16 protein-coding genes, 1 tRNA gene and 1 pseudogene are annotated in these 16,941 nt (G+C 68.9%); 6 read left to right on the forward strand and 12 right to left on the reverse strand.

Features of this window, described 5'->3' with window-relative positions:
* Positions 1-32: 32 nt before the first annotated feature.
* A complete protein-coding gene (gene rplJ / locus P7A99_RS22635; protein WP_277795985.1) occupies positions 33-551 on the reverse strand; it encodes a 50S ribosomal protein L10 in 519 nt (172 codons plus the stop codon).
* A gap of 377 nt (positions 552-928) precedes the next feature.
* On the opposite strand from rplJ, the gene P7A99_RS22640 reads away from it, so the two are divergent.
* Positions 929-1,306, forward strand: a complete 378-nt coding sequence (locus tag P7A99_RS22640) for a VOC family protein (RefSeq protein ID WP_277795986.1) — start codon at positions 929-931, stop codon at positions 1,304-1,306.
* 184 nt (positions 1,307-1,490) lie between these two features.
* Here the strand turns inward: P7A99_RS22640 and P7A99_RS22645 are convergent, their stop codons facing one another.
* The 8 genes from P7A99_RS22645 to P7A99_RS22680 form a co-directional block, all read right to left on the reverse strand.
* Positions 1,491-2,711, reverse strand: coding sequence for a TIGR03862 family flavoprotein (locus P7A99_RS22645; RefSeq protein WP_277795987.1), 1,221 nt, complete (start codon positions 2,709-2,711; stop codon positions 1,491-1,493).
* Complete coding sequence (locus P7A99_RS22650) at positions 2,708-3,103, reverse strand: type II toxin-antitoxin system VapC family toxin (protein ID WP_277795988.1); 396 nt, start codon at positions 3,101-3,103, stop codon at positions 2,708-2,710. The genes P7A99_RS22645 and P7A99_RS22650 overlap by 4 nt, the downstream gene beginning before the upstream one ends.
* Entirely contained in the window at positions 3,103-3,354 is a 252-nt protein-coding gene (locus tag P7A99_RS22655) for a type II toxin-antitoxin system VapB family antitoxin (RefSeq protein ID WP_277795989.1), read from the reverse strand. The genes P7A99_RS22650 and P7A99_RS22655 overlap by 1 nt, the downstream gene beginning before the upstream one ends.
* A gap of 127 nt (positions 3,355-3,481) precedes the next feature.
* On the reverse strand, positions 3,482-4,171 hold the full coding sequence (rplA, locus tag P7A99_RS22660; RefSeq protein WP_277795990.1) for a 50S ribosomal protein L1: 690 nt from the start codon (positions 4,169-4,171) through the stop codon (positions 3,482-3,484).
* Between the two features lie 4 nt (positions 4,172-4,175).
* Positions 4,176-4,607, reverse strand: a complete 432-nt coding sequence (rplK, locus tag P7A99_RS22665) for a 50S ribosomal protein L11 (RefSeq protein ID WP_010918527.1) — start codon at positions 4,605-4,607, stop codon at positions 4,176-4,178.
* Positions 4,608-4,858: 251 nt separating this feature from the next.
* Positions 4,859-5,416 carry a transcription termination/antitermination protein NusG gene (nusG, locus tag P7A99_RS22670; protein WP_058346465.1) on the reverse strand — a complete coding sequence of 186 codons (558 nt, stop codon included), beginning with the start codon at positions 5,414-5,416 and terminating at the stop codon, positions 4,859-4,861.
* 14 nt (positions 5,417-5,430) lie between these two features.
* Positions 5,431-5,742, reverse strand: coding sequence for a preprotein translocase subunit SecE (gene secE, locus P7A99_RS22675; protein ID WP_101719570.1), 312 nt, complete (start codon positions 5,740-5,742; stop codon positions 5,431-5,433).
* A gap of 63 nt (positions 5,743-5,805) precedes the next feature.
* Positions 5,806-5,881: transfer RNA gene (locus P7A99_RS22680), tRNA-Trp, on the reverse strand.
* Positions 5,882-6,125: 244 nt separating this feature from the next.
* Between P7A99_RS22680 and P7A99_RS22685 the strand changes: the two genes are divergently transcribed.
* Positions 6,126-6,299, forward strand: coding sequence for a hypothetical protein (locus P7A99_RS22685; RefSeq protein WP_277795991.1), 174 nt, complete (start codon positions 6,126-6,128; stop codon positions 6,297-6,299).
* 52 nt (positions 6,300-6,351) lie between these two features.
* Here P7A99_RS22685 and P7A99_RS22690 read toward each other — a convergent pair whose 3' ends face one another.
* The gene (locus tag P7A99_RS22690; RefSeq protein ID WP_277795992.1) at positions 6,352-6,747 is read right to left on the reverse strand and encodes a hypothetical protein; all 396 of its coding nucleotides are present in this window, start codon (positions 6,745-6,747) and stop codon (positions 6,352-6,354) included.
* A 223-nt stretch (positions 6,748-6,970) separates the two neighbouring features.
* On the opposite strand from P7A99_RS22690, the pseudogene P7A99_RS22695 reads away from it, so the two are divergent.
* Positions 6,971-7,868 (forward strand): annotated as a pseudogene (locus tag P7A99_RS22695) (ferredoxin--NADP reductase); the annotation flags it as partial.
* Positions 7,869-8,036: 168 nt separating this feature from the next.
* On the opposite strand, the gene P7A99_RS22700 reads toward P7A99_RS22695, so the two are convergent.
* The gene (locus P7A99_RS22700) at positions 8,037-9,251 is read right to left on the reverse strand and encodes an MFS transporter (RefSeq protein WP_277795993.1); all 1,215 of its coding nucleotides are present in this window, start codon (positions 9,249-9,251) and stop codon (positions 8,037-8,039) included.
* Positions 9,252-9,342: 91 nt separating this feature from the next.
* On the opposite strand from P7A99_RS22700, the gene P7A99_RS22705 reads away from it, so the two are divergent.
* From P7A99_RS22705 to P7A99_RS22715, 3 genes are all read left to right on the forward strand, one after another.
* On the forward strand, positions 9,343-10,137 hold the full coding sequence (locus P7A99_RS22705; RefSeq protein WP_277795994.1) for an AraC family transcriptional regulator: 795 nt from the start codon (positions 9,343-9,345) through the stop codon (positions 10,135-10,137).
* A gap of 33 nt (positions 10,138-10,170) precedes the next feature.
* The gene (locus P7A99_RS22710; protein ID WP_277795995.1) at positions 10,171-11,385 is read left to right on the forward strand and encodes a molybdopterin molybdotransferase MoeA; all 1,215 of its coding nucleotides are present in this window, start codon (positions 10,171-10,173) and stop codon (positions 11,383-11,385) included.
* Positions 11,386-11,461: 76 nt separating this feature from the next.
* Positions 11,462-13,333: a nucleoside-diphosphate sugar epimerase/dehydratase gene (locus tag P7A99_RS22715; RefSeq protein ID WP_277795996.1), complete on the forward strand. Its 1,872-nt coding sequence runs from the start codon at positions 11,462-11,464 to the stop codon at positions 13,331-13,333.
* Positions 13,334-13,472: 139 nt separating this feature from the next.
* On the opposite strand, the gene P7A99_RS22720 is transcribed toward P7A99_RS22715, so the two are convergent.
* A complete protein-coding gene (locus tag P7A99_RS22720; RefSeq protein ID WP_277795997.1) occupies positions 13,473-16,835 on the reverse strand; it encodes an error-prone DNA polymerase in 3,363 nt (1,120 codons plus the stop codon).
* Positions 16,836-16,941: the final 106 nt, after the last annotated feature.

Below are 16,941 nucleotides of genomic sequence, written 5' to 3' on the forward strand. Positions count from 1 at the left end.
GAGAGATTGGGATAGATTTGCGGGGATGACCGTTACGCGGCGTCTTTGGTCGCGTAGGCGTTGAAGACGCGAGCCAGCTGGCCGGCCGGAGCCTGCAGGACGCCAGCGATCTTGGTCGCCGGAGCCTGGATGAGGCCGATGAGCTTGCCACGCAGTTCGTCCAGCGACGGCAGGGTCGCCAGAGCGCGCACCGCGTTCTCGTCCAGCACGTTGGTCTGGTCCAGGACGCCACCGACAATCTTAAGCTTGTCGTTTTCCTTGGCGAACTGCACCGCGATCTTCGCGGCCGAGACAGCGTCCGGGCCGTAGGCGATGGCGACCGGACCGGTGAAGAGCGTGTCGCCCTTTTCACCGAGCTTGCCGTCCAGAGCCTTGAGGGCCAGGGTGTTCTTCACAACCTTGATCGCGGCGCCTTCCTTGCGGAGGCGAAGACGAAGGTCGGTCATTTCCGCAACGGTCAGACCCATGTAGTGGGTCACGACGACAGCGCCGGCATCGGCGAAGACGCTTTTCAGCGACTCGATCGATTCCTGCTTTTGAGCGCGGTCCATTGCGGTCTCCTACTCAGTTGCAGGCGGCCGGACCATTCCGGCAGCCAGATGCTCGTCCCATGCGGAATTGCTCCCGCGCGCGAGTTGCATCAGCCTGTTCCAAGGAAAGTCGGCCGCGCACCTGACTCGGGCTAGGCCACGAGGTAGGAGGTCTTGGCGTCTCTATCCCTGTCTCCCGACGGCGAGGAAGGGCCCTTCCTCGATTATGGCGTTGGTGACCCCACGCCCCGTAGTTCTCAAACAGGTTCGCCGCCAAACCGGAGTCCAGCGGAGAGGCGGGCCGTATAGAGGATTTGCATAAGGAACGCAACCTAGGTGTCGGAACGCAGCGCGCTCGAACGTCTTCAAGGCGGTGAAACCCATGAAGGAGCCTTGCCATGCTGGGCCAGTTCGACGCCTCCCCCACCCTGCCGGTCAAGGATCTGGCGCGAGCCAGGCAGTTCTACGAGGACGTGCTTGGCCTCAGGCCCGAAGGCGATTCCGAGATGGGCGTGCAGGCCTATCGCGCCGGCGGCGTGGTGCTGACCGTCTACGAGTCCGAATTTGCCGGAACCAACCAGGGCACCGCCGTCACCTGGCCCGTCGGCGAGCATTTCGACGCCGTGGTCGCGGCGCTGCGGAGCAAAGGGGTGACGTTTGAGACCTACGACATGCCCGGGATCGCGGTGGAAGACGGCGTGCACCGGGCGGGCGACATGAAGCTCGTGTGGTTCAAGGATCCGGACGGCAACATCCATCACGTGGGGAGTTTCTGAGGACGGGGCGCATACCTCTCCTCCCCCTTCTTGGCCTCCTTCTTCGCTTTCCTCGCCCTTGTGGCGAGGACCCATGGCGGCCGCTGCTCAGATCCGGGCCGAACGCGAAAGGTCTGAGTAGGCTGAAGCATGGGCCCTGGGCACAAGGCCCAGGAAAGCAAGGAAAGGAGCGCCGAAGCCCCCCCTACCCCAGCCGCTCCCCAGCCGCCTTCGCCGCCGCCACGCCCGTGGCGAAGCAGGCCTGCAGCAGGTAGCCCCCCGTGGGCGCTTCCCAGTCCAGCATCTCGCCGGCCAGGAACACGTCGGGACGGGAGCGAAGCGCCAGGCCGTCCAGGCCGTCGAAGGCCACGCCGCCGGCGGCCGAGATCGCCCGCTCAAGCGGCCGGGCCGCCGCCAGCCGGATCGGCGCGGCCTTGATCGCCGCCGCCAGGGCCGCGGGCTCGCTGGGCAGGTCCAGGCCGTGGGCTTCGCGCAGCAGGTTCACCTCGACCGGCGACAGCTTCAGGGCCTTGCGCAGGTGGTTGGCCAGCGACTGGCCGCCGCGCGCGCCCGACAGGCGTCGCTCGAGCGTCTCGACCGGCAGATCAGGACGCAGGTCGATCGTCAGCACCGCCGCGCCGTCACGGGCGATCGCCTCGCGCGGGCCCGGCCCCAGGGCATAGACCGCACCGCCCTCAAGGCCGTAGCCGGCGACCATGGCGTCGCCACGCGCCTGGCGGCCGTCGCTGGTCAGCCGAACGTTCTTCAGCGGCTCGCCGGCGAAGCGCTCGCGGAAGATCTCGCTCCAGGAAACCTCGAAGCCGCAGTTGGCGGGCGCGAACGGAACGATCCGCGCGCCCTCTCCTTCCAGCACGCCCGTCCAGGCGGCGTCGGAGCCGAGCTTGGACCAGCTGGCGCCCCCCAGGGCCAGGATCGTCGCACGCGGGCGCCAGGCCTCGCGGCCTTCGGGACCATCGACCAACAGCGCGCCGTCGGCGTCCCAACCCGCCCAGGCGCAGCGCGTGCGCAGGGTGACGCCCAAGCCTTCCAACCTAGCCAGCCAGGCCCGCAGCAGCGGCGAGGCCTTCATGGCCTTGGGAAACACCCGGCCGCTGGCGCCGACGAAGGTCTCCTGGCCCAGATCCTTGGCCCAGGCGACGAGGTCGGCCGGCGTGAACGCCTCCAGCATCGGCCGCAGAGGCCCGGCTCGCTCGCCATAGCGGGCCACGAAGCGCTCGAGATCCTCCGAGTGGGTAAGGTTCAGCCCGCCGCGTCCAGCCATCAGGAACTTGCGCCCAAACGTCGGCATCTTCTCGAACACCACGACCGATCGGCCGGCCTGCGCCAGGCGCTGGGCGGCGATCAGCCCCGCGGGCCCGCCGCCGACCACGGCGACGTCGATGATCCTGGAAGCGCTGGAAGTCACGCGGCCTCGATATCCGTCAGAGCAAAGTCGCCGCCCTTGTAGAGCAGCGGAGCGCCGTTGGTCCTGGCGCAGGCATAGGCGAAGCAGTCACCCATGTTCAACTTCGCGGGATGGACGCCTTTGCCGAAGCGCGCATGGGCTTCTAGGGCCAAGGCCTGCTCGGCCTGCCCAAGCGGGACCAGCCGTGCGCCGGCGCTTCGTTGAAGCCCATCGAGCCTGTCAGCGGCCTCGTACTGGCTTCGACTAGTCGCGCGCGCGACGGCTCGCACGGTTTCCCAGCCGGCTATGGCTGAGGTCAGCACCACTGGCGCATCAGCCAATTTTGCCATGAAGACTTCGGACTCGGCTTCCGCCAGCAGAATGGCCGTCCAGGCCGAGGCGTCGACGAACATCACTCGTCGTTGAGGCTATCGAAAAACGCCTTGTCAGCCTTGAGACCTGTGCGCGGCCAAGTGCTGACTTCGGCGACGATCTCCCGCATCCTGGCCAGCTTCTCCTCCCGCGCCTCGGCGGTCGCCTTCTCGCGCGCAGCCAAAGCTTCGCTGGCGGCCAGCTTCACGGCCTCGGTGATGCCCACATGAGCCTTTTCGGCCAACTGACGCACCAGGGCGTCCGTCTCGGGATCGCGGATGTGGAAGGCCATGGCGTCTCTCCGTCTAGACGAAAGATAACATCAGCTAGCCGAGCCCACAATGAAGGCCCCAAACGCAAGACGGGCGCTGGATCGCTCCAGCGCCCGCCTCCGAAGTCAGTGTGCTTCGATCAGCCGATTAGGCGTTGATCGAGGCCACGTCGACCTTGAAGCCCGGCCCCATCGTCGAGGACAGGCCGATCTTCTTGACGTAGACGCCCTTGGCGCCCGACGGCTTGGCCTTGTTCAGGGCGTCGATCAGAGCCTTGACGTTGATCAGCAGGGCTTCCTCGGTGAACGAGGCCTTGCCGATGCCGGCGTGCACGATACCGGCCTTTTCGACGCGGAACTCGACGGCGCCGCTCTTGGCGTCCTTGACGGCCTGAGCGACGTTCGGGGTCACGGTGCCGACCTTCGGGTTCGGCATCAGGCCGCGCGGGCCCAGCACCTTACCGAGGCGACCGACCAGGGCCATCATGTCCGGCGAGGCGATGACGCGGTCGAAGTCCATGAAGCCGTTCTGGATCTTTTCGACCAGATCCTCGGCGCCGACGACTTCGGCGCCGGCGGCGGTGGCTTCAGCGGCCTTGGCGTCCTTGGCGAAGACGGCGACGCGAACGTCACGGCCCGTGCCCGACGGCAGTTGAACGACGCCACGGACCTGCTGGTCGGCGTGACGCGGGTCGACGCCCAGGTTCACCGAGATCTCGATGGTCTCGTCGAACTTGGCCTTGGCGTTGGCCTTCACCAGAGCGATGGCTTCGGCGACGGCGTGGGTGGCGTCACGGTCGCCGGTCCAGGCCTTGATGCGCTTGGGTTGCTTAGCCATTGGATTAGGCCTCCACGATCTTCAGGCCCATGGCCTTGGCGGAGCCTTCGATGATCTTGGCGGCGGCCTCGAGATCGTTGGCGTTCAGGTCCTTCATCTTCTTCTCGGCGATTTCGCGCAGTTGCGTGCGCGTCACTTCGCCGACGGTCTCACGACCGGTCAGCTTCGCGCCGGACTTCAGGCCGGTGATCTGCTTCAGGTAGTGGGTCGCCGGGGGCGTCTTGGTGATGAAGGTGAACGACTTGTCTTGGTAGACAGTGATCACGGTCGGCAGGGGGGTGCCCTTTTCGACGTTCTCGGTGCGCGCGTTGAACTCCTTACAGAAGCCCATGATGTTGACGCCGCGCTGACCCAGAGCCGGGCCGATGGGGGGCGAAGGCGTGGCCGAGCCAGCCTTCACCTGGAGCTTGATGTAGCCCAGGATCTTCTTAGCCATACTATCCTCTCGTGAGGGCCGGAGCCCTCGCTGGTGAGCCGTGGTGCGGGCTTGGCGGCCCTTCCACGGATTTGGGTTCGCCAAAACGGCGAACACGCCTCGGAACCAGGTCCCGAAGCGAGGTCGCGGCGTTTAGCAGGAGAGCGGCGGAGAGTCAAAGACCCCCTCGCCCGCCCAGGCCCGCAAACAAGCAAAAACCCCGCGCCGTTTCCGACGCGGGGTTTTCGAAAGCTTCGATGGAGAGACCGCGCTTAGGCGATCTTCTCGACCTGGCTGTATTCCAGTTCGACCGGGGTGGCGCGGCCGAAGATCGAGACGGTGACCCGCAGGCGGGCCTTTTCCTCGTCGACCTGCTCGACCGAGCCGTTGAAGCTGGCGAACGGGCCGTCGATGACGCGGACGTTCTCGCCGACTTCGTACAGCACGACGGTCTTGGGCTTCTCGACGCCCTCTTCGATCGCGCCGACGATGCGCTGGACTTCCTTTTCGGAGACCGGGGTCGGCTTGGAGCCGCTGCCCAGGAAGCCCGTCACCTTCGGGGTGTTCTTGATCAGGTGGTAGGCCTCGTCCGAGAGGTTCATCTTCACCAGGACGTAGCCCGGGAAGAACTTGCGCTCGGCGTTGACCTTGCGGCCGCGGCGGATCTCGACGACGTCCTCGGTGGGCACCAGGATCTCGGAGAAGCTGTCTTCCAGGCCCTGGGCCTTGGCTTGCTCACGGATGCTCTCGGCCACCTTCTTCTCGAAGTTCGAGTAGGCGTGGACGATGTACCACTTGTGGTTCGGGTTGGTCGCGGTTTCGGTGCTCATGGTCTTTATATGTCTTATCCGGCCGCGAACTTCAGCAGCAGATTGGCCAGCGTACCCAAAATCCAGTCGACGCCGAAGAAGAACACCGAGGCGACGATCACCATGATGAAGACCATCACCGAGGTGATCCAGGTCTCCTTGCGGGTGGTCCAGGTGATCTTGCGGGCCTCGGCGCGGACTTCGCGGAAGAACTGCACCGGGTTGAAAGGCTTCTTGGGAGCCGCCGCAGCGGCGGACGGAGCCTGACCGGCAGGGGCCAGCGCCGCAGCCGTACGAGCGGCGCGGTTCTTGATCGCTGACGGGCTGGATCCCGGTTTCCTGGCCATGGTTTCAGAGGCTCGCGTATCTGACAGGCCGGGCCGAACGCCGGACCGGCCGATGACATATAGTGGCAGGAGTGGAGGGACTCGAACCCCCGGCCCTCGGTTTTGGAGACCGATGCTCTACCAGCTGAGCTACACTCCTGCAGAACTCCGGTCCCGATAGAAAGGACCGCAGCCTTGGCGACGGTCTAGGCCGGAGGGCCGCGAGCGGCGCCGCCGACGCTTCCCAGCGCCAGAGCGGCGTCGTGTAGCAGGGTCGTTTGCGCCGGGCAAGCGGATCAGGACGCCTTCGACACGCGTTATTGCGGAAGTCACGGACCAAGCGGCGCCTTTTCACAGGTTTCTTGGCCTGCGCGCGTCCGAAAGAGCGTCTGAAAGGATGAGAGATGGCCGCAAATACCGGCGAACGCCCCTCCAATCGGGAGGTCGAGCACGAGAATCAGCGGCCGAATCCGAACACCGACGGCAAGCCGCCCCGTCCCGCCACCGAACCGGCCGGCGGCGAGGCCAGCGTCGATACGCCGAAGACGCATACCGACCCCGGCTCCGGCGAGGGCTGAAGCGCAACCCTCGCCGGAGCTCTAGAGCCGTATCAGAAGAGGTCGGGCGGCCTTAGCCGTCCTTCTTCTCCTCGGCGCCTGTCGAGGCGCTCGGCGTCGCCGCCGCGCACTGGACGTTCAGGTACGACCATTTCACGTCCGTGAGCTCACGGCCGCATTCCGTGTTCTTGCCCTGGTCGCGACCACGCAGCGAGACGCCGACCCCCTTGGCGGGGTCCGGAGCCGGACTGGCGCTGGAAACGTCGTAATAGCCGCCGTTGGGGCCGCGCACGACGAGGCACTTGGTGTTCTCGACCGGCCGCACGCAGCCGCTCGCAGTCACCGACTTGCCTTCCAGGGTCACTTTCTGGGCCTGGGCGGACTTGGATTGGGCGCCGCCTTCACAACCCGCTACGCCTAACGCTAACAGACTGGCCGCCGCGGCGGCCATGACGAACCTCACCCGCATACGTTCCTCCGTATCGTTGGCTTCGCGAACGAAGCAAAAGGAAGTCTGCGCCCCGTTGGGGTGGTCGGCAATCACATTTTTGACACAGTCAGAAAAAGCGAACGGCGATATTTTGGACCGCTCGTAGAATTTTTTCTCCAAGCGGGTTCAGAGAGCAAAAGTTGACATCGGCTCTCAACTTCTCACATGACACCCGTGTCGCCTTCAGGGCCGGAGCGACGCCCGACTTTTCTTATGCGCGCCGCCGTTCTTCGGACGGTGCGAACAGGATCGAAATCACTGACATGACGGCCGAGACCGCCACCGCCGCCGCCCCTGCTCCCGCCAAGGAGTCCCCGCACCACCTGGAGACCGTTCTCTGGGTCAAGCACTGGACCGACCGGCTGTTCAGCTTCGCCATCACCCGTCCGGCCAGCTTCCGCTTCCGTTCGGGCGAGTTCGTGATGATCGGCCTGCCCGCCCGCGAGGAGCTGGGCGAGAAGAAGCCGATCCTGCGCGCCTATTCGATCGGCTCGCCCTCGTTCGCCGAGGAGCTGGAGTTCTTCTCGATCAAGGTGCCCGACGGCCCCCTCACCTCGCGCCTGCAGCAGATCAAGGCCGGCGACCAGGTTCTGCTGGGCAAGAAGCCGACCGGCACCCTGGTGCTGGATGCGGTGAAGCCCGGCAAGCGCCTGTTCCTGTTCGGCACCGGCACGGGCCTGGCCCCGTGGCTGTCGGTCGCCCGCGACCCCGACGCCTACAGCCGCTTCGAGAAGGTGATCGTCGCCCACGGCGTGCGCGAAGTGCAGGAACTGGCCTATCGCGACCTCTTCACCAGCGAGATCCACGAAGACCCGCTGGTCGGCGACGAGGCCAAGGCCCAGCTCGTCTACTATCCCACCGTCACCCGCGAGGCGTTCGAGCGCCAGGGCCGCTTCACCGACCTGATCAACAGCGGCAAGCTGTTCGAGGACCTGGGCCTGGAAGGCGGCAAGTTCGATCCCGAGCACGACCGCGCCATGCTGTGCGGCTCGATGGCCATGATCAAGGACACCGCCGCCCTGCTGGAGGCCCACGGCCTGGTCGAGGGCTCCAACGCCGAGCCCGGCGACTTCGTCATCGAACGCGCCTTCGTCGGCTGATCCGGCTTTGCGGGGAGATCGGGCCACGCCGACCCTCGATATTTTCCGACCTGGCGTTATCTTTCACGCACGGCTTCGGCCGCCGGATCGCAAGGTCCACGCCCTGAAAGGGGCCAAATAGAAAAGGCCAGCCTCGAGGCTGGCCTTTTTGCTGTCTGGTCCATCCCCTCAGCGTCTGCGCGTGTTCGGCAGGAACGCCGCCAGCAGGCCCAGCGCCGGCAGCACCGCGCACAGCTTGTAGACGGTCTCCACGCCCTTCCAGTCGGCCAGTTCGCCCAGCACCGCAGCGCCCAGGCCGCCCATGCCGAACGAGAAGCCGAAGAACAGGCCCGAGATCATGCCGATCCGGCCAGGCGCCAGTTCCTGGGCCAGCACCACGATGGCCGGGAAGGCCGAGGCCAGCAGCAGGCCGATGATCACCACCAGCGGTCCGGTCCAGAACAGGTTGGCGTAGGGCAGAGCCAGGGTGAACGGCAGCACGCCCAGGATCGAGATCCAGATCACCGCCTTGCGGCCGAAGCGGTCGCCCACCGGTCCGCCGGCGATCGTGCCCACGGCCACCGCCGCCAGGAAGGCGAAGAGGTGCATCTGGGCGTTCTCGACCGACACTTGGAACCGCTCGATCAGGTAGAAGGTGAAGTAGCTGGTCAGGCTGGCCATGTAGACGTACTTCGAGAAGATCAGCACCAGCAGGATGGCGATGCCCTTGCCGGCCGCGCCCTTGGGCAGGTCGATCGCGATCTTGCGGCCGCCGGCGGCCAGGCGCGCCGCGCCGTGGTGACGGGCCCAGACGGCGACGTTCCACAGCACCGCCCCGGCCAGCAGGGCCAGCAGCGCGAAGAAGGCCAGGCTCGACTGGCCCCAACGCACGACGACCAGCGCCGCCGCCAGCGGTCCCAGCGCCTGGCCGGCGTTGCCGCCCACCTGGAACAGCGACTGAGCCAGGCCCGGCCGGCCGCCGGCCGCCATCCGCGCCACCCGCGACGACTCCGGGTGGAACACCGACGAGCCGACGCCCAGCAGGCAGGCGCCCAGCAGGACAAGGCCGTAGACGTGCGCCACCGAAAGCACCGCCAGGCCGGCCAGCGAGAACAGCGTCCCGCCCGGCAGCACCCAGGGGTTGGAGCGGCGGTCGGCATAGAGGCCCACCAGCGGCTGCAGGATCGAGGCGGTGATCTGATAGGCCAGGGTGACCAGGCCGATCTCGCCGAAGCTGAGGTTCAGGTCGGTCTTCAGGTTCGGATAGATGGCCGGCAGCAGCGACTGCATCATGTCGTTGAGCAGGTGGCAGCCGCTGATCGCGAGGATCACGCCGAACACCGTGGTCTGCGCCTGCGGGCTGGAGGGGTCGGCGGCGGAGGATCGGACTGCGGTGTCGGTCATCGGGCTCTTCCAGTGAAGGTGCGACCGCGATAGGACCTGAAGGAACGTCCCGCATTCCGCATCGGGACTTTCACTTTCGCGAGTGGGACAGATGGCCAAGCCCTGGGTGCATCCCGCCGACTATGACGCAACGCCCCGTCCGGTGGTGGCCACGGGCAACGAGTATCCGCCCTCGTTCGAGCTGGACTGGCACCAGCACGGGCGCGGCCAGCTGCTTTACGCCGCCGCCGGCGTAGCCGTGGTCTCGACCCCGCACGGCGCCTGGATCGCCCCGCCCGAGCGCGCGGTCTGGACCCCGGCGGGCGTGCCCCATTCCGTCCGCATGGTCGGCGCGGTCAGCACCCGCAGCGTGCTGCTCGACAAGCGGGCCTCGGCGGCTCTGGGCGACACCGGGCGGGTGATCGGCGTCTCGCCGCTGGTGCGCCATCTGCTGATCGCCGCCTGCGACATCCCCGTCGACTATGACGAGGACGGCCGCGACGGCCTGGTCATGGACCTGCTGCTGGCGGAACTCTCCCGCGCGCCGGTGATCCCGCTGGCCGTGCCCTTCCCCGCCGCCCCGGCCCTGGCCCGCCGCTGCCACGCCTTTCTCGAGCGCCCGACCCCGCACGAGACCATCGACGACTGGTGCGGAGAGCTGGGCCTTGGCCGCCGGGCCTTCACCCGCGCCTTTCGCCGCGAGACCGGCATGAGCTTCGGCGCCTGGCGCCAGCAGGCCCTTCTGCTCGCCGCCCTGCCCCGCCTGGCCGCCGGCGAGCCGGTGACGACCATCGCGCTCGACCTGGGTTACGACAGCCCGGCCGCCTTCTCGACCATGTTCAAGCGCCTGCTGGGCATTCCGCCAAACCGGTACAAGCCGGGCGGGGCCGGCGCAGGTTTCGATTGACCCGCGCCGCCCCCTGACGGAGACCTCCGGTCCGTGAGCCAAGCCCTGAAGAACCTGACCGTCGAGGACGCCCGCGGCCGCATGCTGGACGGCGCCGCGCGCCTGGGCGTCGAGACCGTCGCCCTGCCGGACGCCGTCGGCCGCGTGCTGGCCCAGGACATCGTCGCCGATCGCCACCAGCCGCCCTTCGACGCCTCGGCCATGGACGGCTGGGCGATCCGCCGGGCCGACTATGGCGCGGTCGAAGCCTTCACGATCGCCGGCGAAAGCGCCGCCGGCCGCGCCTATCCCAAGGCCGTGCAGGCAGGGCAAGCCGTGCGCATCTTCACCGGCGCCCCGGTTCCCGTCGGCGCCGACCTCGTCGTCATCCAGGAAGAGGCCGCCCGCGACGGCGACCGCGTGACCTTCTCGGCCGGCGACGCGCCCAAGGCCAACATCCGCCCGGCCGGCGGCGACTTCCGCGCCGGCGACCGGCTGCTGGAGGCCGGCGTGCGCATCGACCCTTGGCGGCTGTCGCTGGCCGCCGCCGCCGGCCTGGGGAAGCTGCCGGTCGCCCGCAGGCCCAAGGTCGCGATCCTGGCCACCGGCGACGAGCTGGTTCCGCCCGGCGGCGCCCCCGCCGCCGACCAGATCTTCGAGTCCGGCTCGTTCAGCCTTGCGGCCCTGATCGAGGCCTGGGGCGGACAGGCGATCAAGCTCGCCCCCGCCGCCGACTCCGTCGAGGCCATCGCCGCCGCCGTAGCCGACGCGGCCGTCGACCTGGTGGTGACCATCGGCGGCGCCTCGGTCGGCGACTACGACCTGGTCAAGCCGGCCATGAGCCGACTAGGCCTTTCCCTGCGCGTCCAGACCATCGCGGTGCGGCCGGGCAAGCCGACCTGGTTCGGGGTCCTGTCCGACGGCCGCCGCGTGCTGGGCCTGCCGGGCAACCCGGCCTCGGCCCTGGTCTGCGCCGAGCTTTTCCTGCACCCGCTGCTGGCGGCGCTGTCCGGCGCCGATGCGGCCCTGCCGTTCGGGGTCGCGCGCCTTTCGGCCCCCCTGCCCGGCAACGGTCCGCGCGAGCACTGGATGCGGGCCGCCCGCGCCATCGACGCCGAGGGCTGGGTCACGGTCGCCCCCTTTCCCGACCAGGACTCTTCGCTGGTCGGCGTCTTCGCCCGGGCCGACGCCCTGGTCATGCGCCCAGCCGGCGCCCCGCCCGCCCAGGCCGGCGACCTGATCGCGACCTTGCCCCTGGCCCGCGCCTGAACGGCCTGCACCTGAATCGGCGACGACGGGCAAGGAGCGTGGTAAGCCGCGAAAGTTGAACGGAGTTCGAGCGTCCATGGGTCGCGCCGGCAAGATCGCAGCGCATGTTTTCCTGGCCTTCCTGGCCTTGCTGATCGGACAGGTCCTGGCCGCCGGCTTCGACACCGACAGGCCCGGCCTGCTGGCCCATGCCGGCCTCTACGCCCTGTCGGCCTTCGTGGTGGAGTTGCTCTTTCGGCTGGAACGCGCGCCCTGGCGGTTCGTGGCCGCCGCCGACCACCTGCGCATCGCCCGCTCGGCGGCCCTGACGGCCCTGACCTTCTCGCTGCTGGCGCGCCTGTTCCTGCCCGAGCTGGACGGCGGCCTGCGCACCATACTGGCGGCCCTGGTCGTGCAGATCGGCCTGCTGGCCGCCCTGCGCGTGGGCCGCCGCGCCCTGCACGAGGGCGTGCTGGCTGAAGCCCTGGTCCGCCTGCGCCCCGCCCCCGCCCACCCGGCCCTGCCGCGCCTGCTGATCGTCGGCACGGCGGCCGAGGCCGAGACCTTCCTGCGTGACCCGGCCCTGGCCGAACGCTACGCCGTGGTCGGCCTGCTAACCCCCGAGGCCCGCGAGACCGGCGACGAGATCCGCGGCGTCTGCGTGCTGGGCGCCATCGACCGCTTCGACGCGGTCATGCGCCAGCTCAGCGACGGCGGCCTGTCGCCGGCCGCCGTGCTGTTCCTGGCCGAGGCCCCCTTGAGCGCTTTCGGCGCCGAGCGCCTGGGCCGGCTGAAGAGCGAGGGCGTGCGCCTGCTGCGCCGCCAGGGCGTGGTCGAGATGGGCGAGGGCCCCACGGCCGCCGCCCTGCGCGAGATCAGCCTTGAGGAACTGCTCAGCCGCGCGCCCGTGCGTCTCGACCCCGCTCCCGTCCGCGCCCTGGTCAGCGGTCGCCGCGTGCTGGTCACCGGGGCCGGCGGCAGCATCGGCTCGGAGCTGTGCCGCCAGATCGCCGCCAGCGGCGCGGCCCACCTGACGATGGTCGACGCCTCCGAAGCCAACCTCTTCCTGATCGACCGCGAGATCGCCGAGGCCTGGCCCGCTCTGCCGCGCCGCGAGGCCCTGTGCGACGTGCGCGACGAGGGTCGCGTCTCACGCCTGCTGGCCGCCGAGCAGCCCGACATCGTCTTCCACGCCGCCGCCCTCAAGCACGTGACGATGGTCGAGAACCACCCCTGCGAGGGCGTGCGCACCAACGTGCTGGGCACTCGCAATGTGGCCATGGCCGCCAAGGCCGCCGGCGCCTCGCACTTCGCCCTGATCTCCACCGACAAGGCCGTGGCCCCGTCCAGCGTCATGGGCGCCACCAAGCGTGTGGCCGAGACCATCGCCCGGCAGTTCGGCGGCGGCGGCAAGATGCGCGTCGGCGTGGTGCGCTTCGGCAATGTGCTGGGCTCGGCCGGGTCGGTCGTGCCGGTGTTCCGCCACCAGATCGCCCGCGGCGGCCCGGTCACCCTGACCGACGCCAATGTCGAACGCTATTTCATGACTATCCCCGAGGCGGTGTCGCTGGTGCTGCGGGCCGTGGCCCAGTCGGCCGCCGACGCCGCCCCGCCGGTCGGCGTGCTGACCCTGGAGATGGGCGAGCCGGTGAAGATCATCGACCTGGCCCGCCGGATGATCGAACTGCAGGGCCTCACGCCCGGCAAGGACATCGAGATCCGCATCACCGGCCTGCGGCCCGGCGAGAAGCTCACCGAAGAACTGGTCGACATCAACGAGACCGCCGCGGCCAAGTCGGCCGGCGTGGTCGAGGCCACCCCGGTCGTGCCGCCGCCCCGCATCGACGAGGCGACCCTGGCCGCCCTGGAAGCCGCCGCCCTGGCCGGCGACGAATTCGGCGTCCGCGCCCAACTGTTCGCCCTGGTCGAGCGGCTTAGGGCCACGACGGTGGAGACGGCGAGGGTTTGATCCTTCTCCCCTTGCGGGAGAAGGTGGCGGCCGAAGGCCGACGGATGAGGGGTCGAAAACCCTATCCGTAGAATTCTGAGAGACCCCTCACCCGACCCGCTTCGCGGGCCACCCTCTCCCGCAAGGGGAGAGGGAAGAACTAGTGGAAATCCCGGCTGCGCAGCAGCCGCCCGGACACCTTCTGGCGCACGCGCGGCGCCGGGGCGCCGGGTTCGTCGCGCAAGGTCGAAAGCTCCGCCGACAGGTCGGTGAAGCCCTCGGCGACGATGTGGATCACGCCCTCGGCCGCCTGCACCCGGCCATGCACCACCAGGAACGAGGCGGTCATCACCACATTGCGGTCGGCCTCGAAGCGGTCCTTCCAGACGACCGCGTTGGCCACGCCCGTCTCATCCTCCAGGGTGACGAACACCACGCCCTTGGCCGTGCCCGGCCGCTGGCGGATCAAAACCAGGCCGCCGACCGACACCTTCTGGCCGTTGCGCATTCCCGCCAGCCGGTCGGCGGTGACCGCGCCCATCTCCCTCAGCATCGGCCGGTAGAAGCCGCACGGATGGGCCTTCAGGGAGAGGCTGGTGGTGCGGTAGTCCTCGGCCACCTCCTGCGGCTTGCCCATCGCCGGCAGGGCCACCTGATCCTCGAACAGCGGCAGGCCGGCCAGCAGCGGGGCCTGGACCGGCGCCCTGTGCTCGCCCTTCAGCCCCTTGACCGCCCACAGGGCGTCGCGCCGCGACAGGCCCGTTGAGGCGAAGGCGTCGGCTTCAGCCAGCAGTTCCAGCGCCCGCTGCGGCACGCCGCCCTGGGCGAACTCCGCCGGCGTACGCGCGCCCTCGTCGCGGGCCTTCACCAGGGTTTTGACGTCGATCTCCTTGAGGCCCTTGATCTGGCGCAGGCCCAGGCGCAGCGCCTTCCAGCGCGGGCGGGTTTTCTCGCAGGACACTTTCCGTGGGTCTCGTCGCTCCTCCCCCGAGAAACGGGGGAGGTGGCACGGTGCGGATACGCGCCGTGACGGAGGGGGCGAGTGAAGGAGCGCGGCGCTTGAACTCGCCCCCTCCACCGCTTCGCGGTCCCCCTCCCCCGCTAGCGCGGGGGAGGGGCTGGAAGCCTCCAACGTACAGTCCCAGTCACTGGCCATCACGTCAGACGGGCGCACCTCGACCCCGTGCTCGCGGGCGTCGCGCACCAGTTGGGACGGCTGGTAGAAGCCCATCGGCTGGGAGTTGATCAGCGCCGCGCAGAACACGTCCGGCCAAGCCCATTTGATCCAGGCCGAGACATAGACCAGCTTGGCGAAGCTGGCCGCGTGGCTTTCCGGAAAGCCGTAGTGGCCAAAGCCCTCGATCTGCTTGAAGCAGCGCTCGGCGAAGTCGCGCTGATAGCCGCGGCGCACCATGCCCTCGACGAACTTCACCCGGTATTCGGCCGGCGTGCCCAGGTTGCGGAAGGTGGCCATGGCCTTGCGCAGGCCGTCGGCCTCGTCGGGCGTGAACTTGGCCGCCTCGATGGCGAGACTCATGGCCTGTTCCTGGAACAGCGGCACGCCATAGGTGTTGCCGAGGATCTCCTGCAGCTCGTCCGCCGGTCCGTGCTCGGGCGACGGCTTGGGCCAGTCCACGGGCTCCAGCTTGTTCCGCCGCTTCAGGTAGGGATGGACCATGTCGCCCTGGATGGGCCCGGGCCGCACGATCGCCACCTCGATGACCAGGTCGTAGAACCGGCGCGGCCTCAGGCGCGGCAGCATCGACATCTGCGCCCGGCTTTCCACCTGGAACACCCCGATGCTGTCGGCCACGCACAGCATGTCGTAGACGCCCGCCACCTCGGCCGGCACGTCGGCCAGGTCGACGATGGCCTCGCCGTGATCGGCGCGCAGCATGCCGAAGGCCCGCTGGATCGCCGTCAGCATGCCCAGGGCCAGCACGTCGACCTTCATCAGCTTGAGACTGTCGATGTCGTCCTTGTCCCACTCGATGAAGGTGCGGTCCTTCATCGCCGCATTGCCGATCGGCACGGTCTCGTCCAGGCGCCGTTTGGTCAGCACGAAGCCGCCGACGTGCTGCGACAGGTGGCGGGGAAAGCCCATCAGCTCGGTGGCCAGGGCCACGGCGCGGGCGATCTCGGGCGCCTTGGGATCGAGGCCCGCGTTCGTCAGATGCTCCTCGGGCAGGCCGTCTCCCCAGCTGCCCCAGACGGTGCCGGCCAGCAGGCTGGTCACGTCCTCGGTCAGGCCCAGGGCCTTGCCGACGTCGCGGATGGCGCTGCGCGGGCGGTAATGAATCACCGTGCCGCAGATGGCCGCATATTCCCGGCCATAGCGCGCATAGACGTACTGCATCACCTCCTCGCGCCGCTCGTGCTCGAAGTCGACGTCGATGTCGGGCGGCTCGCCGCGGTTCTCGGAGATGAAGCGGGTGAACAGCAGCCGGTGCTTTGTAGGATCGATCGCCGTCACCCCCAGGCAGTAGCAGACCGAGGAATTGGCCGCCGATCCCCGCCCCTGGCACAGGATCCCCTGCCCCCGCGCCCAGCCGACGATGTCGTGCACGGTGATGAAGTAGTTGGGGTAGTCCATCTTGGCGATCAGCCGCAGCTCTTCCTTCAGCTGCGCGGCCACCTTGGGCGGAACCCCGTCCGGATAGCGCCAGGCCGCGCCCTGCCAGGTCAGGTCGGTCAGGTGCTCCATCGAGGTCTTGCCCGGCGGCACCGGCTCGTCGGGATATTCCTCGTGCAGGTCGGACAGGTCGAAGCCGATGCGGGCGACGATCTCGGTGGTCCGCGCGATCGCCCGGGGCCATCGCTCGAACAGGCGCGCCATCTCGGCCGGGGCCTTGATGTGGCGCTCGGCGTTGGCCTCCAGCCGAAAGCCCGCTTCCTGGATCGTGCAGTGCTCGCGCACGCAGGTGATCACGTCCTGCAGCGGCCGCCGCTCGGGGCCGTGATAGAGCACGTCGTTGGTGGCGACCATCGGCGCGCCCGCGGCCTGCCCCAGAGCGTCCAGCCGCGCCAGCCGCTTGAGGTCCTGGGCGGCGTAGGCGCGCGACGCCGCCAGCCACACCCGCCCTTTCAGCGCGGCGGCGATGCGGGCAAGGTCGGCCTCGAAGGCGGCGTCCAGCTTTTCGGGCGGCACGACCAGCACCAGCTGACCCTCGCCGTGCTCGACGAAGTCGGCCCACGACAGCACGCACTCGCCCTTGCCGGCCCGCCGCTGGCCCAGGGTCAGCAGCCGGGTCAGCCGCGCGAAGGCCTCGCGGTCGGAGGGATAGCAGAGCAGGCTCGGCGTGCCGTCGGCGAAGTCGAGGCGACAGCCGGCCAGGGCGCGCACCTTCAGCGTCTTGGCCGCCGTCCAGGCCCGCACCACCCCCGCCAGGCTGTTGCGGTCGACCACGCCCACGGCGGAAAGACCCAGGGCCTCTGCGGTCAGCATCAGCTCCTCGGCCCGCGAAGCCCCGCGCAGGAACGAGAAGTTGGTGGTGGCCTGGAGCTCGGCATAGGCGGGGGTCATGGTCGCACCTCCGCTCCTCCCCCGTGCAACGGGGGAGGTGGCGCGCTGCGGATACGCAGCGTGACGGAGGGGGCGACCGCCGGCACGGAGCCCAGTCTCGGCCCCC

The sequence above is a fragment of the Caulobacter endophyticus genome, from assembly GCF_029543245.1.
Taxonomy (GTDB): domain Bacteria; phylum Pseudomonadota; class Alphaproteobacteria; order Caulobacterales; family Caulobacteraceae; genus Caulobacter; species Caulobacter endophyticus_A.

Bases quoted from the DNA above. Each gene is read 5' to 3' on its own strand.
- rplJ (WP_277795985.1), bottom strand. From the start codon at position 551: ATGGACCGCGCTCAAAAGCAGGAATCGATCGAGTCGCTGAAAAGCGTC.
- P7A99_RS22640 (WP_277795986.1), top strand. From the start codon at position 929: ATGCTGGGCCAGTTCGACGCCTCCCCCACCCTGCCGGTCAAGGATCTG.
- P7A99_RS22650 (WP_277795988.1), bottom strand. From the start codon at position 3,103: ATGTTCGTCGACGCCTCGGCCTGGACGGCCATTCTGCTGGCGGAAGCC.
- P7A99_RS22655 (WP_277795989.1), bottom strand. From the start codon at position 3,354: ATGGCCTTCCACATCCGCGATCCCGAGACGGACGCCCTGGTGCGTCAG.
- rplA (WP_277795990.1), bottom strand. From the start codon at position 4,171: ATGGCTAAGCAACCCAAGCGCATCAAGGCCTGGACCGGCGACCGTGAC.
- rplK (WP_010918527.1), bottom strand. From the start codon at position 4,607: ATGGCTAAGAAGATCCTGGGCTACATCAAGCTCCAGGTGAAGGCTGGC.
- nusG (WP_058346465.1), bottom strand. From the start codon at position 5,416: ATGAGCACCGAAACCGCGACCAACCCGAACCACAAGTGGTACATCGTC.
- secE (WP_101719570.1), bottom strand. From the start codon at position 5,742: ATGGCCAGGAAACCGGGATCCAGCCCGTCAGCGATCAAGAACCGCGCC.
- P7A99_RS22685 (WP_277795991.1), top strand. From the start codon at position 6,126: ATGGCCGCAAATACCGGCGAACGCCCCTCCAATCGGGAGGTCGAGCAC.
- P7A99_RS22690 (WP_277795992.1), bottom strand. From the start codon at position 6,747: ATGCGGGTGAGGTTCGTCATGGCCGCCGCGGCGGCCAGTCTGTTAGCG.
- P7A99_RS22700 (WP_277795993.1), bottom strand. From the start codon at position 9,251: ATGACCGACACCGCAGTCCGATCCTCCGCCGCCGACCCCTCCAGCCCG.
- P7A99_RS22705 (WP_277795994.1), top strand. From the start codon at position 9,343: ATGGCCAAGCCCTGGGTGCATCCCGCCGACTATGACGCAACGCCCCGT.
- P7A99_RS22715 (WP_277795996.1), top strand. From the start codon at position 11,462: ATGGGTCGCGCCGGCAAGATCGCAGCGCATGTTTTCCTGGCCTTCCTG.
- P7A99_RS22720 (WP_277795997.1), bottom strand. From the start codon at position 16,835: ATGACCCCCGCCTATGCCGAGCTCCAGGCCACCACCAACTTCTCGTTC.